General features: G+C 71.7%; 19 protein-coding genes. 4 read left to right on the top strand and 15 right to left on the bottom strand.

All coding sequences use genetic code 11. The features are described from left to right. Positions 1-2: 2 nt before the first annotated feature. The 4 genes from ACZ7OI_RS40880 to ACZ7OI_RS40865 are packed head-to-tail and all read right to left on the bottom strand — an operon-like array spanning position 3 to position 3,540. Complete coding sequence (locus ACZ7OI_RS40880) at positions 3-1,568, bottom strand: ABC transporter permease (RefSeq protein ID WP_470269491.1); 1,566 nt, start codon at positions 1,566-1,568, stop codon at positions 3-5. Continuing rightward, entirely contained in the window at positions 1,565-2,464 is a 900-nt protein-coding gene (locus ACZ7OI_RS40875; RefSeq protein WP_470269490.1) for an ABC transporter ATP-binding protein, read from the bottom strand. Before ACZ7OI_RS40875 ends, ACZ7OI_RS40880 begins: the two co-directional genes overlap by 4 nt. Continuing rightward, complete coding sequence (locus tag ACZ7OI_RS40870) at positions 2,461-2,742, bottom strand: nitroreductase family protein (RefSeq protein ID WP_470269489.1); 282 nt, start codon at positions 2,740-2,742, stop codon at positions 2,461-2,463. Before ACZ7OI_RS40870 ends, ACZ7OI_RS40875 begins: the two co-directional genes overlap by 4 nt. 9 nt (positions 2,743-2,751) lie before the next feature. Next, on the bottom strand, positions 2,752-3,540 hold the full coding sequence (locus ACZ7OI_RS40865) for an Acg family FMN-binding oxidoreductase (protein ID WP_470269488.1): 789 nt from the start codon (positions 3,538-3,540) through the stop codon (positions 2,752-2,754). 106 nt (positions 3,541-3,646) lie between these two features. Here ACZ7OI_RS40865 and ACZ7OI_RS40860 point away from each other — a divergent pair, with 106 nt between their 5' ends. After that, on the top strand, positions 3,647-4,114 hold the full coding sequence (locus tag ACZ7OI_RS40860; RefSeq protein WP_470269487.1) for a universal stress protein: 468 nt from the start codon (positions 3,647-3,649) through the stop codon (positions 4,112-4,114). 37 nt (positions 4,115-4,151) lie between these two features. On the opposite strand, the gene ACZ7OI_RS40855 is transcribed toward ACZ7OI_RS40860, so the two are convergent. Next, complete coding sequence (locus tag ACZ7OI_RS40855; protein ID WP_470269486.1) at positions 4,152-5,873, bottom strand: GAF domain-containing sensor histidine kinase; 1,722 nt, start codon at positions 5,871-5,873, stop codon at positions 4,152-4,154. 149 nt (positions 5,874-6,022) lie between these two features. Here ACZ7OI_RS40855 and ACZ7OI_RS40850 point away from each other — a divergent pair, with 149 nt between their 5' ends. Next, a complete protein-coding gene (locus tag ACZ7OI_RS40850) occupies positions 6,023-7,003 on the top strand; it encodes an Acg family FMN-binding oxidoreductase (RefSeq protein ID WP_470269485.1) in 981 nt (326 codons plus the stop codon). Positions 7,004-7,008: 5 nt separating this feature from the next. On the opposite strand, the gene ACZ7OI_RS40845 is transcribed toward ACZ7OI_RS40850, so the two are convergent. Both ACZ7OI_RS40845 and ACZ7OI_RS40840 read right to left on the bottom strand, forming a co-directional pair. Next, positions 7,009-7,650 (bottom strand): response regulator transcription factor, encoded by a 642-nt coding sequence (locus ACZ7OI_RS40845; RefSeq protein ID WP_470269484.1) that lies wholly within the window; start codon positions 7,648-7,650, stop codon positions 7,009-7,011. 53 nt (positions 7,651-7,703) lie between these two features. Then, entirely contained in the window at positions 7,704-9,440 is a 1,737-nt protein-coding gene (locus tag ACZ7OI_RS40840; protein WP_470269483.1) for a GAF domain-containing protein, read from the bottom strand. 372 nt (positions 9,441-9,812) lie between these two features. Here ACZ7OI_RS40840 and ACZ7OI_RS40835 point away from each other — a divergent pair, with 372 nt between their 5' ends. Together ACZ7OI_RS40835 and ACZ7OI_RS40830 are read left to right on the top strand one after the other, a co-directional pair. Next, positions 9,813-10,004 carry a hypothetical protein gene (locus tag ACZ7OI_RS40835; RefSeq protein ID WP_470269482.1) on the top strand — a complete coding sequence of 64 codons (192 nt, stop codon included), beginning with the start codon at positions 9,813-9,815 and terminating at the stop codon, positions 10,002-10,004. Between the two features lie 10 nt (positions 10,005-10,014). After that, the gene (locus tag ACZ7OI_RS40830; RefSeq protein WP_470269481.1) at positions 10,015-10,974 is read left to right on the top strand and encodes a hypothetical protein; all 960 of its coding nucleotides are present in this window, start codon (positions 10,015-10,017) and stop codon (positions 10,972-10,974) included. 91 nt (positions 10,975-11,065) lie between these two features. On the opposite strand, the gene ACZ7OI_RS40825 is transcribed toward ACZ7OI_RS40830, so the two are convergent. The 8 genes from ACZ7OI_RS40825 to ACZ7OI_RS40790 all read right to left on the bottom strand — a co-directional run bounded on the left by ACZ7OI_RS40825 (position 11,066) and on the right by ACZ7OI_RS40790 (position 18,294). Beyond that, positions 11,066-13,426 carry a phosphoketolase family protein gene (locus ACZ7OI_RS40825; protein ID WP_470269480.1) on the bottom strand — a complete coding sequence of 787 codons (2,361 nt, stop codon included), beginning with the start codon at positions 13,424-13,426 and terminating at the stop codon, positions 11,066-11,068. Then, positions 13,423-14,319: a universal stress protein gene (locus ACZ7OI_RS40820; RefSeq protein ID WP_470269479.1), complete on the bottom strand. Its 897-nt coding sequence runs from the start codon at positions 14,317-14,319 to the stop codon at positions 13,423-13,425. Before ACZ7OI_RS40820 ends, ACZ7OI_RS40825 begins: the two co-directional genes overlap by 4 nt. Beyond that, entirely contained in the window at positions 14,316-14,927 is a 612-nt protein-coding gene (locus tag ACZ7OI_RS40815) for a CBS domain-containing protein (protein ID WP_470269478.1), read from the bottom strand. The genes ACZ7OI_RS40820 and ACZ7OI_RS40815 overlap by 4 nt, the downstream gene beginning before the upstream one ends. 94 nt (positions 14,928-15,021) lie before the next feature. After that, entirely contained in the window at positions 15,022-15,918 is an 897-nt protein-coding gene (locus ACZ7OI_RS40810) for a CHAD domain-containing protein (protein WP_470269477.1), read from the bottom strand. Between the two features lie 208 nt (positions 15,919-16,126). After that, positions 16,127-16,531: a hypothetical protein gene (locus ACZ7OI_RS40805; protein ID WP_470269476.1), complete on the bottom strand. Its 405-nt coding sequence runs from the start codon at positions 16,529-16,531 to the stop codon at positions 16,127-16,129. Then, positions 16,528-17,418: a universal stress protein gene (locus ACZ7OI_RS40800; RefSeq protein WP_470269475.1), complete on the bottom strand. Its 891-nt coding sequence runs from the start codon at positions 17,416-17,418 to the stop codon at positions 16,528-16,530. Before ACZ7OI_RS40800 ends, ACZ7OI_RS40805 begins: the two co-directional genes overlap by 4 nt. Beyond that, positions 17,405-17,686, bottom strand: a complete 282-nt coding sequence (locus ACZ7OI_RS40795) for a DUF1918 domain-containing protein (RefSeq protein WP_470269474.1) — start codon at positions 17,684-17,686, stop codon at positions 17,405-17,407. Before ACZ7OI_RS40795 ends, ACZ7OI_RS40800 begins: the two co-directional genes overlap by 14 nt. After that, entirely contained in the window at positions 17,653-18,294 is a 642-nt protein-coding gene (locus tag ACZ7OI_RS40790) for a universal stress protein (RefSeq protein WP_470269473.1), read from the bottom strand. Before ACZ7OI_RS40790 ends, ACZ7OI_RS40795 begins: the two co-directional genes overlap by 34 nt. Positions 18,295-18,343: the final 49 nt, after the last annotated feature.

The following is an 18,343-nucleotide window of genomic DNA, read 5'->3' as shown; positions in this document are numbered from 1 at the left end:
CCTCAGGCGGTCAGGTCACGGCGGCCGAAGGCAGCGAATCCGACTCCGCCGAGCAGTGCCGCGACAGCGGTGAGCCAGAGCAGCGGCCCGAGGTCGACGACTCCGCCCGGGACATGCGGAAGGTGCGCGAACGGCGAAATCCCCAGCGCCCAGCCAGGCGCGTGGAACAACGGGCCGAACTCCCCCAGCATCAGGAACGCGGCCAGCGCCGCCCAGGCCGGCCAACCCGCCCGCGGGAACGCCCCGAACACAGCGAGCGCGACTCCGGTGATCACCCATACTCCGGGCAGCTGGACAACGGCTGCGCCGACCAGGAGCGACACGTCGCCGTGCACGAGGCCCGCGGTCAGCCCCGCGGCGAGCAAAGGCGCCGCCGTGGCCGCGACGGCGACCGACACCGCGCCACCGGCCAGCCGCGCCCGTGCGACCGGCGCGGCGAGCACCGCGGCCGCCCGGCCGCTCGACTCCTCGGACCGCAACCGTCCGATGAGGACGATCGCGAGCGCCGACACGAGCACGCCGGACACTCCGAACTCGGCCGCGAGGAACGCGTCGGCCAGCGCCTGTTCCCCGCCGAGCGCGGTGATCAGCTGCCGGGCCTGTGCGGTGGAGAAGAAAGTGCCGAGGGAACCGGAAAGATTGCCGACCACCAGCCCCAGCACCGCGAACGCGAGCGTCCAGGACGCCACGGCGCTGCGGTCGAGCCGCCAGGCGAGCCCGGCCGGACCGGACAGCAGGCGGCTGGCCCGAGTCGCGCTGGGGCGGACGGCGAGCAGGCCGGCACCGAGGTCCCGATGCCGGGCGACGGCGAACGCCGCGGCCCCCAGCAGCAGGGACGCCCCGAGCGGAAGCGCCAGCACCCACCACCGATCGCCCGCGAACGGCCGAAGCAGGCTGACCCAGCCGATCGGGGAAAGCCACGACAGCCACCGCGGACCGGTCGCGTCGCCCACCGCGCGCAGCAGGTAGGCCGCGACGAGCGCGAGCACGGCGATTTCCGACGCGGTCCGTCCGCTCCGCGCGACCTGCGCCGCGAGCGCGGCCAGCGCACCGAAGACCAGACCCGCACCGGCCCAGCCGAGCCCGAAGGCCAGCGAGCCGCCGAGCGGAAGCCCCGCCGCGACGAGTCCTGCGGCGGCGCCCGCGCCGAGGCCGAGTGCCGTCACCGCCAACAGCGCGCCCGCCGCCGCGAGTCCCGCGTGCCGTCCAGTCGCCGCGCCGCGCAACAACTCCCAGCGACCGGACTCCTCCTCAGCACGGGTGTGCCGGACAACCGTGAGTGCCGTCAGCAGTGCGACCAGCGCAGCGCCGAAGGCAGTCAGCTTGAAGACGGCGGCCGCACCCGCGGTCGGCTCGGCGACCGGGCCGTACAGCGCGACCAGCGCGGGCACGGCGTTGATGCTCGCCACTGCCGCGCGGCGTGCCTCGTCGGTCGGATAGACGCCCGCGGTCGCTGCCGCGGCGGCGGCCGTCATCGATGCGGACACCAGAATCCAGACCGGGAGCCGCACCCGGTCCCGGCGAAGGGCGAGCCGGATCAACGCGCCGGCTCCCGCCACGGAGTTCACGCGGACACCGTTTCCGGTTCGCGGTAGTGCCGCAGGAACAGCTCCTCCAACGTCGGCGGGCGGCTCTCGATGCTCCGCACCTCGCGCCTGCCCAGTTCCGCCAGCACATCGCTCAGCGCGGAGTTGTCCACGCTCAGCCGCACCAGGCCGTCGTCGGCAGCCACATCGTGCACCCCGGCGAGCCGCGCGAGCCCGTCCGCGGGCCCGGACATCCGCACGGTCAGCGAGGTCCGGGTCAGGTGGCGCAATTGGTCGAGGCTTCCGGTGTCGACGACCTTTCCGGCGCGCAGGATGCTCACCCGGTCGCACAGCGCCTCGGCCTCGGCGAGGACATGGCTGGACAACAGGACGGTCCGGCCACGCGAACGCTCCTCGCGCACGCACTGCCGGAACTGCTCGGCCATCAGCGGGTCCAGGCCCGTCGTCGGCTCGTCCAGCAGCAGCAGTTCGGCATCGGCGGCGAGAGCCGCGATCACGGCGATCTTCTGCCGGTTGCCCTTCGAATACGCGCGCACCCGGACCGCCGGGTCCAGCTCGAACAGCTCCAGATAGCGCGCCCGGCGCACCGGATCCGTGCCGCCGCGCAACCGGCCGAGGAAATCGATCGTCTCGCCGCCGGTGAGGTTCGGCCACAGCGCGACCTCTCCCGGGACGTAGGCCAACCTCCGGTGCAGGGCGACCGCGTCCCGCCACGGATCGCCGCCGAACAGGCGCATCCGGCCCGCGTCGGCGCGCAACAGCCCGAGCAGCAGCCGCAAGGCGGTCGTCTTCCCCGCCCCGTTCGGGCCGAGAAAACCGTGCACCTCCCCGGCTTCGACGCGCAAATCCAGTCCGGACAGCGCGCGGGTGCGGCCGAAAGCCTTGCGCAGTCCCGAGATTTCGATGACGGAGTTCATTCCAGGCCTCCCGGAACGTCAGTGCGGAGCAGGTCGGCCAGCGGCAGCCGAGGCGACGGAGGAGCCGCCGAAACCGGGTGCCCGCAGCGGAAGATCGCCTGCGGCAGCCCGGGAAGGCCGAGGCGATCCGCGACGTGCTCCCGGAAGCCGGTCAGATGCAATGGCTGGGTGAGGACAGACCCGGCCAAGCCGTGCGCGGTCGCCTCCAGCCAGATCTGCTGGAGTGCGGCCCCGGCGGCGAGGTGCGCGCGCCTCGTGTCGTCGTCAGTGCAGAGCACCACGAGCGTCTACGCCGCGAGCCGTTCGGCCAGCCGGACATCGTCGGGAACCGGGGTCGTCCGGCGGACAAGGCCCGCGGCGGGCAGCGGCTCGTCGCCGAGGGCTGCCTCCGGAACTCCGTCGACCGCGCCCAGCGCGCGACGGCCGAAGGTGTGTGCGGTCCAGATGTCCAGTTCCCGCTGGTAGGCGCCATCGGAGCGGAATACCCGCGTCGCGAAGCCGAGCATCTCCGCGAGCGCCTCGACGTGCGGCGGCACCAAGGCGCGCACCGTCGGCTCTTCGACCGCGTCAAGAAGTTCTGCCAGGTCTTCGTCGCACACCGGCTCCGGCGCGAACTCGCGGCGATAGCTCCGGCGGCGGTCGATCGCGTGATAGCGCGCCAGGTTCGCGAGAGTCGGGGCTTCGCCGGGTCTGGTGTGGACTGTCGCGACCACGTCCGAGCCCGAGGGGAACGAGGTGCTGATTTCGCGACGGAGTGCCTGCGCGGCCAACTGCAGGTTCGCGAGCGCGGCTCCGCACGAGAGCAGCCGGTCGCGGCCCTCGGGATCGTGCCACGGCAACGCGACGTCGGCGCGCTCGACGAGGTCGACGTCGGCGCCGCGGACACGCAACTGCCAGGGCTGGCTGTTGTGCACCGACGGGGCCCGGCTGACCGCCCGGACGAGCGCGGCCGTTTCGGAGGGGGCGAGGTCTGCGGTCGCCGAGGTCTTCATGGTCACTCCCGGAGCCGGGATCCGTCGCCCCGGCCCGTCCATGCTGAGCGCGCTCCGGCACGCGGTGCTGGGGCCGAAAGTCATCGCGGGGACCGCAGACGTCCCCCTGCGCAGCGATGACCTCCGGCCCTGTCCCGGCGCGCGTTCCCTGCCGCACGATCGGCTTCAGCCCAGAGAAAGGGGCAGGAAGATGAACACTCCCGGCCGTCTCATCGTCGTCGGCGTCGACGGTTCGCCGCAGGGCGACGCCACCCTGCGCTGGACCCTGCAGGTCGCCGCACAGCCCGGCGACCGCGTGCACGCCATCGTGGTGCGCCCCTCGGAAGCCTTGCTTCCCGGCGCGTCGCTGGCTTTCCAGCCGCACGGACGTCACCCGGCGGGCCAGCCCCTGCCGTACCAGCGCATCGCGGCCATCCGGCGGGAATTCCCGGACGCCCCGGAAGTTTCGGTCGCCACCCCGCACGGCGACCCGGCGACGGAACTGGTGACCGCGTCCGCGGACGCGGATCTGCTGGTGGTCGGCGCGCACGGGACCGGCCTGGCGCGGGAGTTGCTGCTGGGCAGCGTTTCCCGGGAATGCGTCCGGTATTCGCGGTGCCCGGTCGTGGTGATCACGCCGGAAGCGGCGCGGCGGTTGACTCCTGCCGCGACGGGGTGAAAACGCCGGCGCCGGGGAAGATTTCTCCGGCGCCGGCTCAGCGCAGCGGTGCCGACCAGTCCAGCCGGACGCCGTCGCCGGGGTGCGATTCGAGCGTGAACTGCCCGCCCATCGACTCCGCCCGCTCCCGCAGATTCCCCAGCCCGCTCGGCGTAACCCCGTCCGGCAGTCCCTTCCCATCGTCCGTGACCGTCACGCGCACTACGTCGTCCCGGGCCGACACCGAGACGGTCAGCGTGTCCGCTCGCGCGTGCCGTACCGCGTTGCTGACCGCCTCGCGCACGACCGCTTCCACGTGCTCGGCCAGCTGGGCGGGCATCGCGTCGAGCGGGCCGGCCATGCTCACCGTCGGATGCAGCGGCGCGTCGTCGGTCAGCTCCGCGATCGCGTCGTGCAACCGGTGCCGCAACCGCACCCCGCCCGCCGCACCGCCGTGCAGATCGAAAATCGCGGTCCGGATCTCCCGCACGATCTCGTGCATCTGATCGATGCTCTCCTGCAACCTCCGCTGCAGCTCCGGCGTCTTCGTCCGCCGCTGCGTGCTCTGCATCGACAACCCCACCGCGAACAACCGCTGAATCACATGGTCGTGCAGATCCCGCGCGATCCGATCCCGATCCGACAGCACATCCCGCTCCCGCGCCGCCCGCTGCTGCGCCGCCAACTGCAACGCCAACGCCGCCTGATCCGCGAACGACGCCAGCACCGGCAACTGCGCCATCTCGAACCACGCCGACCCCGCATCCCGCAACGCGATCAGCACCCCGGAGGTGTGATCGGCCGCGCGCAACGGCACCACCAGCGCCGGACCTCGGCCGCGGCCGGCGAACAGCTCGAGCTCGGCCATCCGGCGCGGCGTCCGGTCCCGGTAAACAGCGCCCGGCACCGTCTCCGCGACGGACATCCGAAGCCCCATCAGGTCACGGGCATCGCCGCCCGCACACACCGTGACCGTCATCTCACCCGGAGCACTGACCCATTCCTCATCAACATCGAGCCCGCCCGTGCCCGGCAACGCCAGCATCGTGACATCCGAACCCGTCAGCTCCAGCGCCCGGCCCGCGATCAGCTCCAGCGCGTCCACCGGATCCGTGCCGCCGAGAAGTTCCGTAGTCACCTCGCTCGTCGCACCGAGCCAGCGCTGCCGCAGCCGGGTCTGCTCGTAGAGATGCGCGTTCTCGATCGCGATCCCGGCCGCCGCGGCCAGGGCCTGCACGACCACCTCGTCGTCGTCGGTGAACTCCGCCCCGTCCTTCTTCTCGGTGAGGTAGAGATTGCCGAACACCTCGTCGCGCACCCGCACCGGGACGCCGAGGAACGAGTGCATCGGCGGATGGTTCGCCGGGAAGCCGACCGACGCCGGATGCGCCGAAATCTCCTTCAGCCGCAACGGTTTAGCGTCGTCGATCACCAGCCCCAACAGGCCGTGGCCCTCCGGCAGATGCCCGATCCGCTCCCGCGTCTCGGCGTCGATCCCCTGGTACACGAACTCGGCCAAAGTCCCGTCTTCCCCCAGCACGCCCAGCGCGCCGTAACGGGCCTCCCCCAATTCCGCCGCGGCCTGCACGATCCGCCGCAGCGTCGCGTCCAATTCGAGCCCCGACGCCACCGCCAGCACCGCCTCGAGCAGGCCGTCCATCTTGTCCCGGGTCCCGATCAAGAGCTCGATCCGCTCCTGGAGATCCCGCAGCGTCTCCCGCAGCCGCAGCTGCGACAAGGTTCCGGACAACCTCAGGCCGCCCTCTCCGGCTTCCGGCATCAGACTCGCTTTCGATACTCAGTGCGCCCCGGACAGATGACCTTTTCCCCTGTGCGCCCCCGTACAGCGGACGCATGCTGGAGGGAACGACTTGGTACGACACGACTTGGTACGACACAGTGTGCCGCTTTTCGCGGTGTGGGAGAACAATGAGCCTCAACGTGGCCCCCGCAGGCCAGCTCAGCGCCGATCAAGTGACGTCGGCGCTGCGCTCCGCGACTTTGGCGCCATCCACGCACAACACCCAGCCGTGGCTGTTCAGCGTCGGGCCGACCGGCATCGAACTGCACGCCGACGCCGACCGCACGCTGCCCGTCGCCGACCCGGACCGGCGCGAACTGCTGCTTTCCTGCGGCGCGGCCTTGTTCAACCTGCGCACCGCGATCCACGCGACCGGCGTCCACCCGGCCACCACGCTGCTGCCCCGCCGCAGCGATCCCGACCTGCTGGCCGTCGTGCGGCCGCAAGCCGCCGCGGCCGTCGACCGGAGGCTGGCAGTTCTGGCCAAGGCCATCCCGCGCCGGCACACCAACCGCACGCCGTTCACCGCGAAACCGGTTCCCGCGGAGGCGCTGGGCACCCTCCGGCACGCGGCAGAGGTCGAGCACGCCTGGATGCCGCAGCTCGACGAGGACCAGCTCGCAGGGCTCAAGGAATTGGTCCGCGAAAGCCACCGTATCCAGCTGAACGATCCGGCGTTCCTCGCCGAATGGCAGCGCTGGACCGGACGCGGCCGGGCCAACCGGGACGGCGTGCCCTTCGCCGCCGGCGGAGAAGCCGCCGCGGACGACGCGTGGGTCCTGCGCGATTACGGCGGCAACACCGGCGCACCGGGCGCGACCCCGACGGTCGTCGTGATCGGCACCTTCGCTGACCAGCCGATCGACCGGCTCCGCGCCGGACAAGCCATGCAGCGGGTCCTGCTCACCGCCACCGCCGAGGGGATCGACGCCTCGTTCATCTCCCAGCCGGTCGAAGTGCCCGCCGTCCGCACCCGGCTCCGGGACCTGCTCGGCGGCGGACTCTGGCCCCAGATCGTGCTCCGCCTCGGATACGGCACACCGGTCGCCTGGACGCCGCGCCGGGCCCTGGAGGACGTCTTGTTCGATCCGCCGCCGCTCAGCGCCTGACCGCGCTACCGTCCCTTGCTCCGCAGCTCTGTCGCGAGCACCGCGGCCTGCGTGCGCCGTTCCATGCCCAGCTTCGTCAGCAACCTCGACACATAGTTCTTCACCGTTTTCTCCGCCAGGAACATCCGCTCGGAGATCTGCCGGTTCGTCAGCCCCTCCCCGATCAACCCCAGCAACGTGCGTTCCTGTTCGGACAACTGCGACAACGGACCACGCTGCTTTTCCGCGCTGTCGCGCAACTTCGCCATCAACGCCGCCGCCGCATGCGCGTCCAGCAACGACTTCCCCGCCCCCACGTCGAGCACCGCCGAAACCAGATCGAGGCCCTTGATGTCCTTGATCACATAGCCGCTCGCCCCGGCCATGACGGCGTCCAGCATCGCCTGCTCGTCGGTGTAAGAGGTGAGCATCAGGCATTTCAGCTCAGGCAGCCGGGACCGCAGTTCGCGAGCCAGCTCGATGCCGTTGCCGTCGGGCAGCCGCACGTCCAGCACCGCCACTTCCGGCTGCAGCGCCGGAATCCGGGCCAGCGCCTGCGAAACGTTGCCCGCCTGGCCGACGACGGTGATCCGGTCGTCCTCGTCCAGCAGGTCGGCGACCCCGCGCCGGACCACCTCGTGATCGTCCACCAGGAAAACCCGCACCATCTCTTCTTCTCCCGCCTTGGGCACGGCAATGCGCCGCGCGCCAGAAACCGAGCCTACGACCGTGAGTCCTTCTCGGACGGTGCCGAAAGTCCCCAATCCCCGGCCGAAGATCCTCCCGGAGCCGGAACCGACCAGACCAGCCGGGAGCCGCCGGCCGCGGTCAGTGTCCCGCCCCGGCGGCTCGCCTGCTCCGCCAGCGCGGCCAGCTCCGCGGCGGCGGGCCCGGCGAGATCGGCGCCCTCGTACCGGACGGTCACCGTCGTCCGCGCCTCCCCCGCCTGGAGTTCGACCTCCACCGACTCGGCCGACGTGTGCCGGGCGACCAGCCGCAGAGCCTCGTCGAGGAACGGCACCACCGCGTCGGACCGGACCTCCTCGAGCTTCCCGGTCAGCTGCGTGGACACCGGGAAACCCAGCGCTTCCCCGGCTTCGGCCAGCACTCGCAGGACCTGGTCGCGGATCGGCTCCGGGGACCGGGGAGGACCGTCGCCCGGGTGGAAAACCATGCTGTGCGCCTGGGCGATGATGTCGTCGAGTTCGGAAATCGTCTCCCGCAGGCGCGTGGCCACGACCGGCGACCGGGCGAGCCCGGCCGTGGTCTGCAGCGACAATCCGGTGGAGTACAGCCGTTGCAGGATTTCGCGCTGCAATCCGGCCGCGATCCGGTCGCGTTCGTCGTGCAGCGCCGCGGCCTCGCGTTCGGCCCGCGCCTGCGCCAGCTCGACCGCCACCGCCGCCTGGTCGGCGAACCACGCCGCCATCTCCAGATCGTCGTCGCCGAACGCCGGGCGGCTGGTCAGCCGGGCGACGGCCAGCACCGCGCCCGCGAACGGGACCAGCAGCACCGCGTCGAGGTTCAGGTCCACAACGGACGGCGTGACCCCTTGGGCCGCCTCGTCCGGCCACGAACCCAGTTTCGGCTCGCCGCTGGCGAGCACCGCACCGACCACAGTGGACTCCGCGGTCAGTTCCCGTCCGGCCAGCTCGTCCGCGCCGGAACCGGCCGCGCGTTCGATCCGGACGCGCGCTTCTTGCCCGGCCGGGCGGAAAACGGCCACGAGATCGGCGGAAGCCAGCTCCCGCAGGTAGTCGACGACGCGCCCCAGGGGATCCGCCACCTCGGCCGACAGCAGTTCCTGCGTCACGGCCGCCGACGCGCGCAGCCACTCCTGCTGATTCCGAGCGGTCTCGTACAGCCGCGCGTTCTCGATCGCGCTCCCCGCCGCCGCGGCCAGCGCGAGGGCCAGCTGCTCGTCCTCGGCGCTGAACGGACCGTGCTCGCCGTCGGTGAAGTAGAGGTTGCCGAAGACCGCGCCCCGCGCCTGGATCGGCACCCCGAGGAAGCTGGCCATCGGCGGATGCCCGGCGGGGAACCCGGCCGAGCGGGGATCGTCCTGCAGCCGGGTCAACCGGATCGGCCGCGGATCCTCGATCACCGCGCCGAGCAGGCCCTTGCCCTCCGGCAGCCCGCCGATCCGCTCGACCGCGTCCGGGTCCATCCCGGTGTGCACGAACTCCGTCAGCCGGCCGTCCGGCCCGATCACGCCCAGCGCCGCGTACCGGGCCCCGACCAGTTCCCTGGCGGCCTCCACGATGCGCCGCAGCAGCGACGGCAGCGCGAGCCCGGTCGTGATGGCCTGCGTCGCGCGCAGCAGGCCCCGGAGCCTGCCCTGGGTGCCCATGACCTCCTGGGCGCGTTCGACCAGCTGGGCCAGCAGCTGGTCCAGCTCCATCCTCGGCTGGTCGGGGAAGGTCAGCCCGGCCTGCTCCGGCGCGTCCCGCTGGCTCACCTTTGCTCCCTGCCCGTCTGCTGCGCGTTTCCGGCACCCGGCACCACAGGCGTCCCCGCAGTTTCCCGGCTCGCGGAAACACCGTCAAGCGCGCCGAAGGGCCCTGCGGCCGCCGGGGAGATGACCAAGGACCCTCTTCCCGGCGGCCCCGCGCGCCGGATGCAGCACACTGCGCGAAAACCTGCGCCTCGCCCGGCCCGGCTCGTCCGACGACGAGATCCGGGCGGCGCTGGAGCTGTCCCAGCTCGGCCCCTGGCTCACCACCCTGCCCGACGGCCTCGACACCGCGCTCGGCCTGCACGGCACACCGGTCTCCGGCGGGAACGCCAGCGCATCGGGATCGCGCGGGCGCTGCTGTCCGCACGTCCGATCTTGATCCTGGACGAACCGACCGCCCATCTCGACGCGCGGACCGCGACAGCCTTGGCGGCCGACATTCTCGCCGCGACGCGGGACCGGTCCGCGCTGATCGCGACTCACCGGCCGGGAGAGTTTCCCGGGGTGGCGGAGTACCGGCTTCCGGCGCGGGCCGCGGCGGAGGTTCCGGAGAGGGCTCGCGCTTAGGCTCGCGGGAATGGACGTCTCGCTTATCGGGCACGACGGGAATCCGGAAGACCCGATCTATCACATCCCAACTTCTCAGGCAGACCATCGGATCCTGCCGGGCACCGGGTACGGAAAAGACGCGCTCGAAGACCTTCAGCTGTGGGCATGGCTCACCGCGTTGGCGTTCAACCAGATCGTGTCTGGCCCGGTCGGCGTCCGTCCAGGCACCGACCCGCCAGACCGGGTGCTTGCCATCGACGGAACTGAGTACCCGCTCGAGCTCACGGTTCTGACGGTGCAGCAGCTCCGGACCCGGCTTGGCGGAGTGCGGAAACTCGCCCGGCTGGTCCATGAACGGTTGCACGAGGAGGCGTCCGGCTTCACGCACCTCGCAGACCGCACAATCGTAATCGCTGCCTTCGACCTCGACCGGGCGCTGCCTCCTGGCACCCGCCGCACCGACGTCGCCGATCAGGTCGTCACGGAGCTCCGAGAGGACCGTGGGTTCATGGGCGACAATCTCGACTCGAACCGGCTCGCCGCCGAGGGACTGCCTACGGCGCTTGACCTGTCCGGCGGGGATTACGGCGAATTCGCCGGGCTCAAGGTGCGCGCGGAACATTCGGCTGCCTCAACCGGCGAGCCGGTCACGGTCGTCGGTGCCGCACAGGCTGAGTTCCGGCTGAGCGAGGCGCAGACGCTGGTCAAACAGATCATCGCCAAGAAGGACGTTCCGGAGAACCGCATCCTGCTGATCTCCGCCGGAGCTCCCGACAGCGACGGCTTCGCGTGTCCGCTCGACTTCTGGTTGTTCGACGCGCTGTGGCAGCACGGACTGGGCGGGCGCGCGCAGCCGACGCACCTAGATTGCGTCGTGCTGCAGGCATGGGGCAAGCCGCTTGTCGCAGAGCTCTACCGCAGGCCCGGCGCTGTCCTGCCGTGGCCGCCCCCGCCCTCCGGAAGACCCGCCTCCGATCAGCCGCTCTGACGGCAACCACGCCAAAACAACCGTCGCGCGCCCATGCCACGCGGCGGGGGCCCGGAAACCCGAACACCCGCCGCTCAGCTCAGCCCGATGGCTACCGGCTCCACCACCGCCACTCCCGCACCTCGGGCAGATCCTCCCCGTGGTCGGTGATCCAGTGCCGGTGCCGTTCCTGCGTGCGCGTCATCCGCTGCCGCAGCGGGCCGGTCGTCGCGAGCAGGCCCGGCACCCGGTCCAGTACGTCGATCACGAGCTGGAACCGGTCCATCCGGTTGCGCACCAGCATGTCGAACGGCGTCGTCGTGGTGCCGTGTTCGGTGTAGCCGCGCACATGCAGCCCGGCGTGGTTCGTCCGGCGGTAGGCCAACCGGTGGATCAGCCACGGGTATCCGTGGTAGGCGAAGATCACCGGACGGTCCGGGGTGAACAACGCGTCGAACTCCCGGTCGCTCAGTCCGTGCGGGTGCTCGGCTTCCGGTTGCAGCCGCATCAGGTCGACCACGTTCACCACGCGGACCGCCAGTTCGGGCAGTTCCTCGCGCAGGATCGACGCAGCGGCGAGGATTTCCAGGGTCGGGGCGTCGCCCGCGCACGCGAGCACGACGTCGGGCTCGCGGTCCGCGTGCGTGCTGGCCCATTCCCAGATGCCCAGGCCCCGCGCGCAATGCAGCGCGGCTTCCTCTGCGTCGAGCCAGTCCGGCGTCTCGTTCTTGCCCGCGACCACCACGTTCACGTAATCCCGGCTGCGCAGGCAGTGCGCGGCCACCTCCAGGAGCGTGTTGGTGTCCGGCGGGAAGTACACCCGCACGACCTCCGGGGCCTTGTTCGCCACGTGGTCCACGAAACCCGGGTCCTGGTGGGAAAAACCGTTGTGGTCCTGTCGCCAGACGTGCGAGGTCAGCAGGTAGTTGAGCGACGCCACCGGGCGGCGCCACGGGATTTCGCGGTGCACGCGCAGCCATTTGATGTGCTGGTTCACCATCGAATCCACGATGTGCGCGAACGCCTCGTAGCAGGAGAACAGCCCGTGCCTGCCGCTCAGCAGATAGCCCTCCAGCCAGCCCTGGCACAGGTGTTCCGAGAGCACCTCCATCACGCGTCCGTCCGGCGCGAGGTGGTCGTCCGGCGGGCCGGCGGACAGCTCCCACGTTTTCGCGGTCACGTCGTACACCGCGTCGAGCCGGTTCGACGCGGTTTCGTCCGGTCCGAACAGCCGGAAGTTCGCGCGTTCGGCGTTGCGGCGGAACACTTCCCGGAGAAAACGGCCCAGCACCCGCGTCGGTTCCGAGAGGCTCGCCCCCTCCGGCGCGACCTCCACCGCGTGCTCGGCGACCGGAGGCAGCGAGAGCGGGCGCAGCAGCACACCGCCGTTCGCGTGCGGGTTCGCGCCCATTCTTCGCGAGCCGCACGGGATCAGCGCGGTGACCGCCGCGGTCGGGCGGCCGGCGGAGTCGAACAGCTCTTCCGGCCGGTAGGACCGCAGCCAGCTTTCCAGCTGCCGCAGGTGCGCCGGGTCCTCCCGGACCCGGGGCAGCGGGACCTGGTGCGCCCGCCAGGTGCCTTCGACCTGCTGACCGTCCACTGTGGCCGGTCCGGTCCAGCCTTTCGGCGACCGGAGCACGATCATCGGCCACGGTCCTGCTCCCCCGCGGCGGAGCAGGGCCAGATCGGCGACCACCGCGTCCAGCGCGGCGGCCATCGCCTGGTGCATCGCCACCGGCTCGTCGCCTTCGACGTACACCGGAGCCCAGCCCGCGCCGCGCAGCAGCGAGTCCAATTCGGACGGCGGAATCCGGGACAGCACCGTCGGATTCGCGATCTTGTAGCCGTTCAGGTGCAGGATCGGCAGCACCGCGCCGTCGCGGCGCGGGTCGAGGAACCGGGTCGCCTGCCAGCTCGTCGCCAGCGGACCGGTCTCCGCCTCGCCGTCGCCGACGACGCACGCGACGAGCAGGCCCGGATTGTCGAACGCGGCGCCGAACGCGTGCGCGAGCGAGTACCCCAGTTCGCCGCCCTCGTGGATCGAGCCGGGCACGTGCGGGGACACGTGGCTCGGCACCCCGCCCGGGAACGAGAACTGCCGGAACAGCCGGTCCATCCCCTCCTCGTCGCGCGAGACCTCCGGCCACAGCTCCGAATAGCTGCCCTCCAGCCAGGTGCTCGCGAGCAGCGCCGGGCCGCCGTGCCCCGGGCCGGTCACGAACATCGCGTCGAGGTCGTGCGCCAGGATCGCGCGGTTGAGGTGGGCGTAGACGAAGTTCAGGCCGGGCGAGGTGCCCCAGTGCCCGAGGAGCCGGGGCTTGATCTGCCCCGGCTCCAGCGGTTCCCGCAGCAGCGGATTGCCCATCAGGTAGATCTGGCCCGCGGCGAGGTAGTTCGCGGCTCGCCACTGGGCGTCGACGCGCGCCAATTCCTCGTCGGTGAGCGTCGCCAAGGGAGCTTCGGTCGCCGTCACCGCTTCGGCTCCCGCACGACGAGCACCGGGCACGAGGAATGGTGCACCAGCGCCTGGCTGGTCGACCCCAGCAGCATCCCGGCGAACCCGCCGCGCCCGCGGCTGCCGACGACCACCAGCTGTGCCCGGTCGGACTCGTCGAGCAGCACGTGCCGCGGCCGGTCGCGGACCAGCTTCCGGTGCACTTCGACGTCAGGGTACTTCTCCTGCCAGCCGGCGAGCCGCTGTGCCAGCAGCCGTTCCTCGGTCGGCTGCAGGGTTTCCCACTGCGGCACGAGCCGCGCCGCGCTCTCGGTCGAGTCGTAGACGACGTCGAGCCAGGCGTGCACCGCGACCAGCGGGGCCTTCCGGAAGCTGGCCTCCTCGAACGCCGCCGCGATCGCCGCCTCGCTGTTCGGGCTGCCGTCGACCCCGACGACCACCGGTCCGTCCTGCGGCACCGCTCCGTCGCCGTGCTTTCCGCGGACCACCGCCACCGGACAACCGGCGTGGCTCACCACCGACGAGGTCGTGGTGCCCACGAGCATGCCGGTGAAACCGCCGGTCCCGGTGCGGCCGAGCACGACCATCCTGGCTTTCTTCGAGCGGTCGATCAGCAGGGCCGGCGCCGAATCGGTGAACACCTCGCCGCGGACCTCCAGCGAGGAGTCCACCGACAGCGCCAGTTCGCGCGCTTCGGCCACGATCCGTTCGCCGTCCTGCTGGACGCCTTCGAAAAGCACCCCGCTGTCGGCGAGACCGCCGCCGTAGGCAAGCCCTGCCAGCTGCAGGCAATGCACCAGCTCCAGTTCGAGATCGCGTCCCGCCGCCAGGCCCGCGGCCCAGCGGGCCGCCTCCGCGGCGCCCTCCGACCCGTCGATCCCGACGAGCACCGTGCGAGTCCGGTCAGTCATCGCCCCACCTCCTGTTCCGCGGACACGGTGTCCGCTCCGACCACGCCGGGCACCGCCAGTGCCAGCAGCGTCGCGACGTGGCGATCCGTTTCGTCGTCATAGCGGTCGGCGATCCGCACGATCCCGTCGTGCACCTCGACCTGCCAGCGGCCGGCGCCGCCGTAGATCTCCAGCCGGTGCCGGACGTCCGCGGCGATCGCGCGGTCCTCCCTGGCGAGCACGCGCACGACGTCGCCGCGCGTGACGATGCCGATCACCCGGCTGCCGTCGACGATCGGCATCGCCCGGATCTGCCCGTCCACCAGTGCCTGGCACAGGTCGGCGACATCGGCGCCGGACGACATCGCGGTCGCCGGAGACGTCATCACCGCCCCGACGGTCGTTTCGACCGCGCCGGGGTGGTACGGATGGCGGTACTCCGACCGCGCGTCCGCCGGGATGCGGCCGCGGATCAGGTCGGCCTCGGTGACGATGCCGATCAACCGGTCGTCGTCCACCACCGGCAGCGCGGTGAAGCCGTGCTCGGAGAGAATTTCCGCCGCTTCCTTCGCGGGCGTCCACGGATGCACCGTCTCGACCGGTGCGGACATCAGATCGCGTGCGCGCATCAGGTCCGTCCTTTCCTTGTGCTGCCTCGAAAATAGGCAACGGAACCGGTCCGGCACGCCGGTCCGGAGTCACCGGCGCGAAGGACCAACGTCCTCAGCGCCGCAGCGGGGCCAGCTGCCGGTATGCCTCGCGCCACGCCGCGGGAAGCGCCTCGGCGCACTGCCGGGCACAGCGGATCTCGGCTTCCAGCACCAGGGTGTGGGCCCGCGTCCCCTCGCCGGCCTCGATGAGCGAGAGCAGTCTGCCCTGCGCGACCGCGGCGTCCTGGTACTCGCCGAGCAGTTCCTGCAATCCGCGCAGGCTCTTCAACACCTGAGCCTGATCGACGGGCAAGGCCGCGCCCGCAGCCTCGACCGCGTACCGGAGCCGCTTCACGCTCTTGCGCACCGCGTGCACGGTTTCCGCGCCGACCCGCGCATCGGTTTCCGCGACCACCCTCCAGACCAGTTCCGGAAGCACCTTCTCCGCCGGTCGGCGCGCGCATTTTCCTTGCGCTCCAGCGCTTTGCTCGCGCAGCACGACCAGGAACACCTCAAGCGCGTTCAGCAGTTGCAGGTACCGCGGGGAGTCGAGGCCGACCGCGCACTCGGCGGCCGCTTCGTCCGCCTGCGCGGCGAAAACCTGCTCGGCGGAGATGCGCACCTCGTCGTCGACCGACTCGGGCGACAGCTGGTCCAGCGCGGCGAAGAACCGGGCACGTTGCACCTCAAGGTCTCTCGCTGGCCCGACACTCGCGCCGAGCCAGCGCAACGCCGCGCGGAATCGTCCGGCGAGCCGTCCGCCGAGCACCGGCGCGAAAGTCTCCAGCGTGGCCCGGATCCGCCGGGCGGCCACCCGAAGATCGTGCACGCCCTCCGGCTCTTCCAGCCGAACCGCGAGATCGGCCCGCGCGAGCGCTTCGACCTGGTGCTCCACGTAAGCGAGCACCACCTGCCGGGCCGTGCGGGGCTCCTCCCCCGCGCCTCGTCCGGCTCCGGGCTGCCTTGGCATCGGCACCAGGCCAGGTCCCTGCTGTACGCACGGACCAGCCTCGACAGCACGTGTGGCACCTGGTCCACGCTGGGAGCCTCGACGCGGCATCCCCGGCCGTCGCCGAGATCGAGCTGCCATGCGCTGCCCGCACGGCTGATCGCCATTCCGTTGCGCCGCAGCCGCAGGTCGGTCGTGTCGTAATACGTCACCGGCCGCGCCGCGCGGGTCATGAGGGCACCGCCCGCTGCGCGAACCTGCTCAGCAGGACCAGCAGCACGGCCAGGGTGAGCGTCACCCACTGCACCGGCTCGCGGAAACCGAGCACGACGAACTGGATCGCGAGCCAGCCGACGAGCACGACGCTCGCGGCGTACCCGAACCAGTGCGCCTCCGGGTCGCCGCGCCACGCCGCCAGCGCGGCCCAGCTGAGCGTGCCGCCGATCGCGATCACGAGCGCCAGCCCGGGCAGCGCCCAGCTGGACAGCCCGAGCGGAACGAGGGCGGCAAGCGGCAGCCGGAACCCGGGCGCGCCGACCATCAGGCAGATGCCGCCGGCCAGCGCGCCCGCCGCGAAAACCGTCTCGTAGGTCGCGAGAACCCGTTGCGCGGCCCGGCCGCGCGACGTGATCACGGCAGGCTCCTCGGCCGGACGACCGCCACCGGGCAGGTCGAATGGGCGAGCAGGGCCTGGCTTGTGGACCCGAGAAGCATCCCGGTGAATCCGCCGCGGCCCCGGCTGCCGACCACGACCAGCTGTGCGTCCTCGCCGTGCTCCAGCAGGGCGCGCACCGGCCGCCCGGGCTCGATCTCCACGTCGATCCGCAGGTCCGGATATTTCTCCCGCCACAGCGCGAGCTGGCCCTCGATCCGGCAGCGTTCGCCCGCCGCGATCTCGTCCGCCGCGATCTCCATGGTCCGCAGGGAACCGTCCAGGCCCAGTTCGTTCCAGGTGTGCACGACCGCGAGCGACGTTTTCCGCGCGGTCGCTTCGGCACAGGCGAACCCGAGCGCCTCGTCGCTGTCGGCCGCGCCGTCCAGCCCGACCACGACAGGTCCGGCCGAGCGCGGGACGTCGTCCGGCATCCGCCCGCGCACGACCACGACCGGGCACAGCGCGTGCGCCGCCAGTGCCACCGCCGTGGATCCGACGAGCAGCCCGGTGAACCCGCCGAGCCCGCGCGAACCCAGCACCGCCAGCTCGGCGGCCCGGCTTTCCCGCAGCAGCACGGCGACGGGGTTCCCTTCGGCGACGACTCGTTCGATCCGCACCGCGGGCCACTGCAGTCGTGCCGCGGCTTCGGCCTCGTCGAGCCAGCTCTCCGCTTGGCTCTCCAGCCCGCTGCGCACCTCGGCCACGAACAGATCGGTAATGCCCGGCGACGGGATCAGGTACGCCTGCGCCAGCCGCAGCGTCAAGCCCCGGTTCTGTGCTTCCCCGGCCGCCCACACGGCGGCGTTGCGCGCCGACCCGGAACCGTCGATCCCCGCCAGCACCACTCTTTCGTCAGGTCCGGGCATCATGCGCTCCTCTCCTGGCCCGCCGCAGCAGGCGCAGCCGGTCGAACCGGTCGCGTTCGCTCCGGTCCTGTTCGGACACCTCGGCCTCGGTGAGCACCACCGCGTCCGATCCGGGGAACACCGTCGTGACGCGGTCGTCGGCGAGCCAGCGCACCGTGAACGGCGGGCTGCCGTCCGGCTTTCCGGTCGCGACGATCCGGCCGCGCTTCTCCGGCAGGTCCAGCCGGAGGCCCTTCACCACCAGCCAGTCACCGGGCTGTGCCTGCATTTCTCCTCCTCGGTCCGGATGTCCGCGGAACTCACCGCGGCGCGGAGAGCTCTACCGCCAGCACGCCTTCTACGGTCCGGGCGAGAGCGGAGACGAGCCGGCGTTCGGCTTCGTCGGCGAATGAGCCGCGGACGGTCACCGCCCCGCCGGCGACGGACACGTCCCACCGGTCCTGATGCCCGTCGTAATCGCTCAGCAGCGCGCGCAGCCGGGACGCGCAAGGCGACCGAGCCGATCGCCGCGCCGCGCAGCCCGCCGAGCCCGTGCGAACCGAGCACGATCAGCGACACCGACCGGGAAAGTTCGACGAGCAGATCGGCCGCGAACCCGACGCGGGCGACCACCTGGGTCCGCACTCCCGGCGCCGCGTCCTCGGCCACCTGCGCGGCCCGGCTGAGCCAGCGATGCGCGCGGCCGAACAGCTCGTGCGCCTTCTGCTCCGCGACTTTCCCGGAAACGTCGACTGTCTCGCCGATCCCGGCGTGGAACAGCTCCAGCCGGCAGTCCCGCCGCCTCGCTTCCGCGGCCGCCCAGCGGACCGGGACAAGGGAGGTCTCCGATTCGTCGATGCCGACGAGCACTACGTCGCCGGGCTTGTTCGCGGTCACCGCATGCCTCCCGTTCCGCCGCCGGTTCCGGCGGCTCCGTTCACCGTCG

It is taken from the genome of Amycolatopsis sp. NPDC114503, from assembly GCF_055633655.1.
Note: the sequence above shows the minus strand (reverse complement) of the source record. Positions and strands in the feature narration are given on the sequence as shown.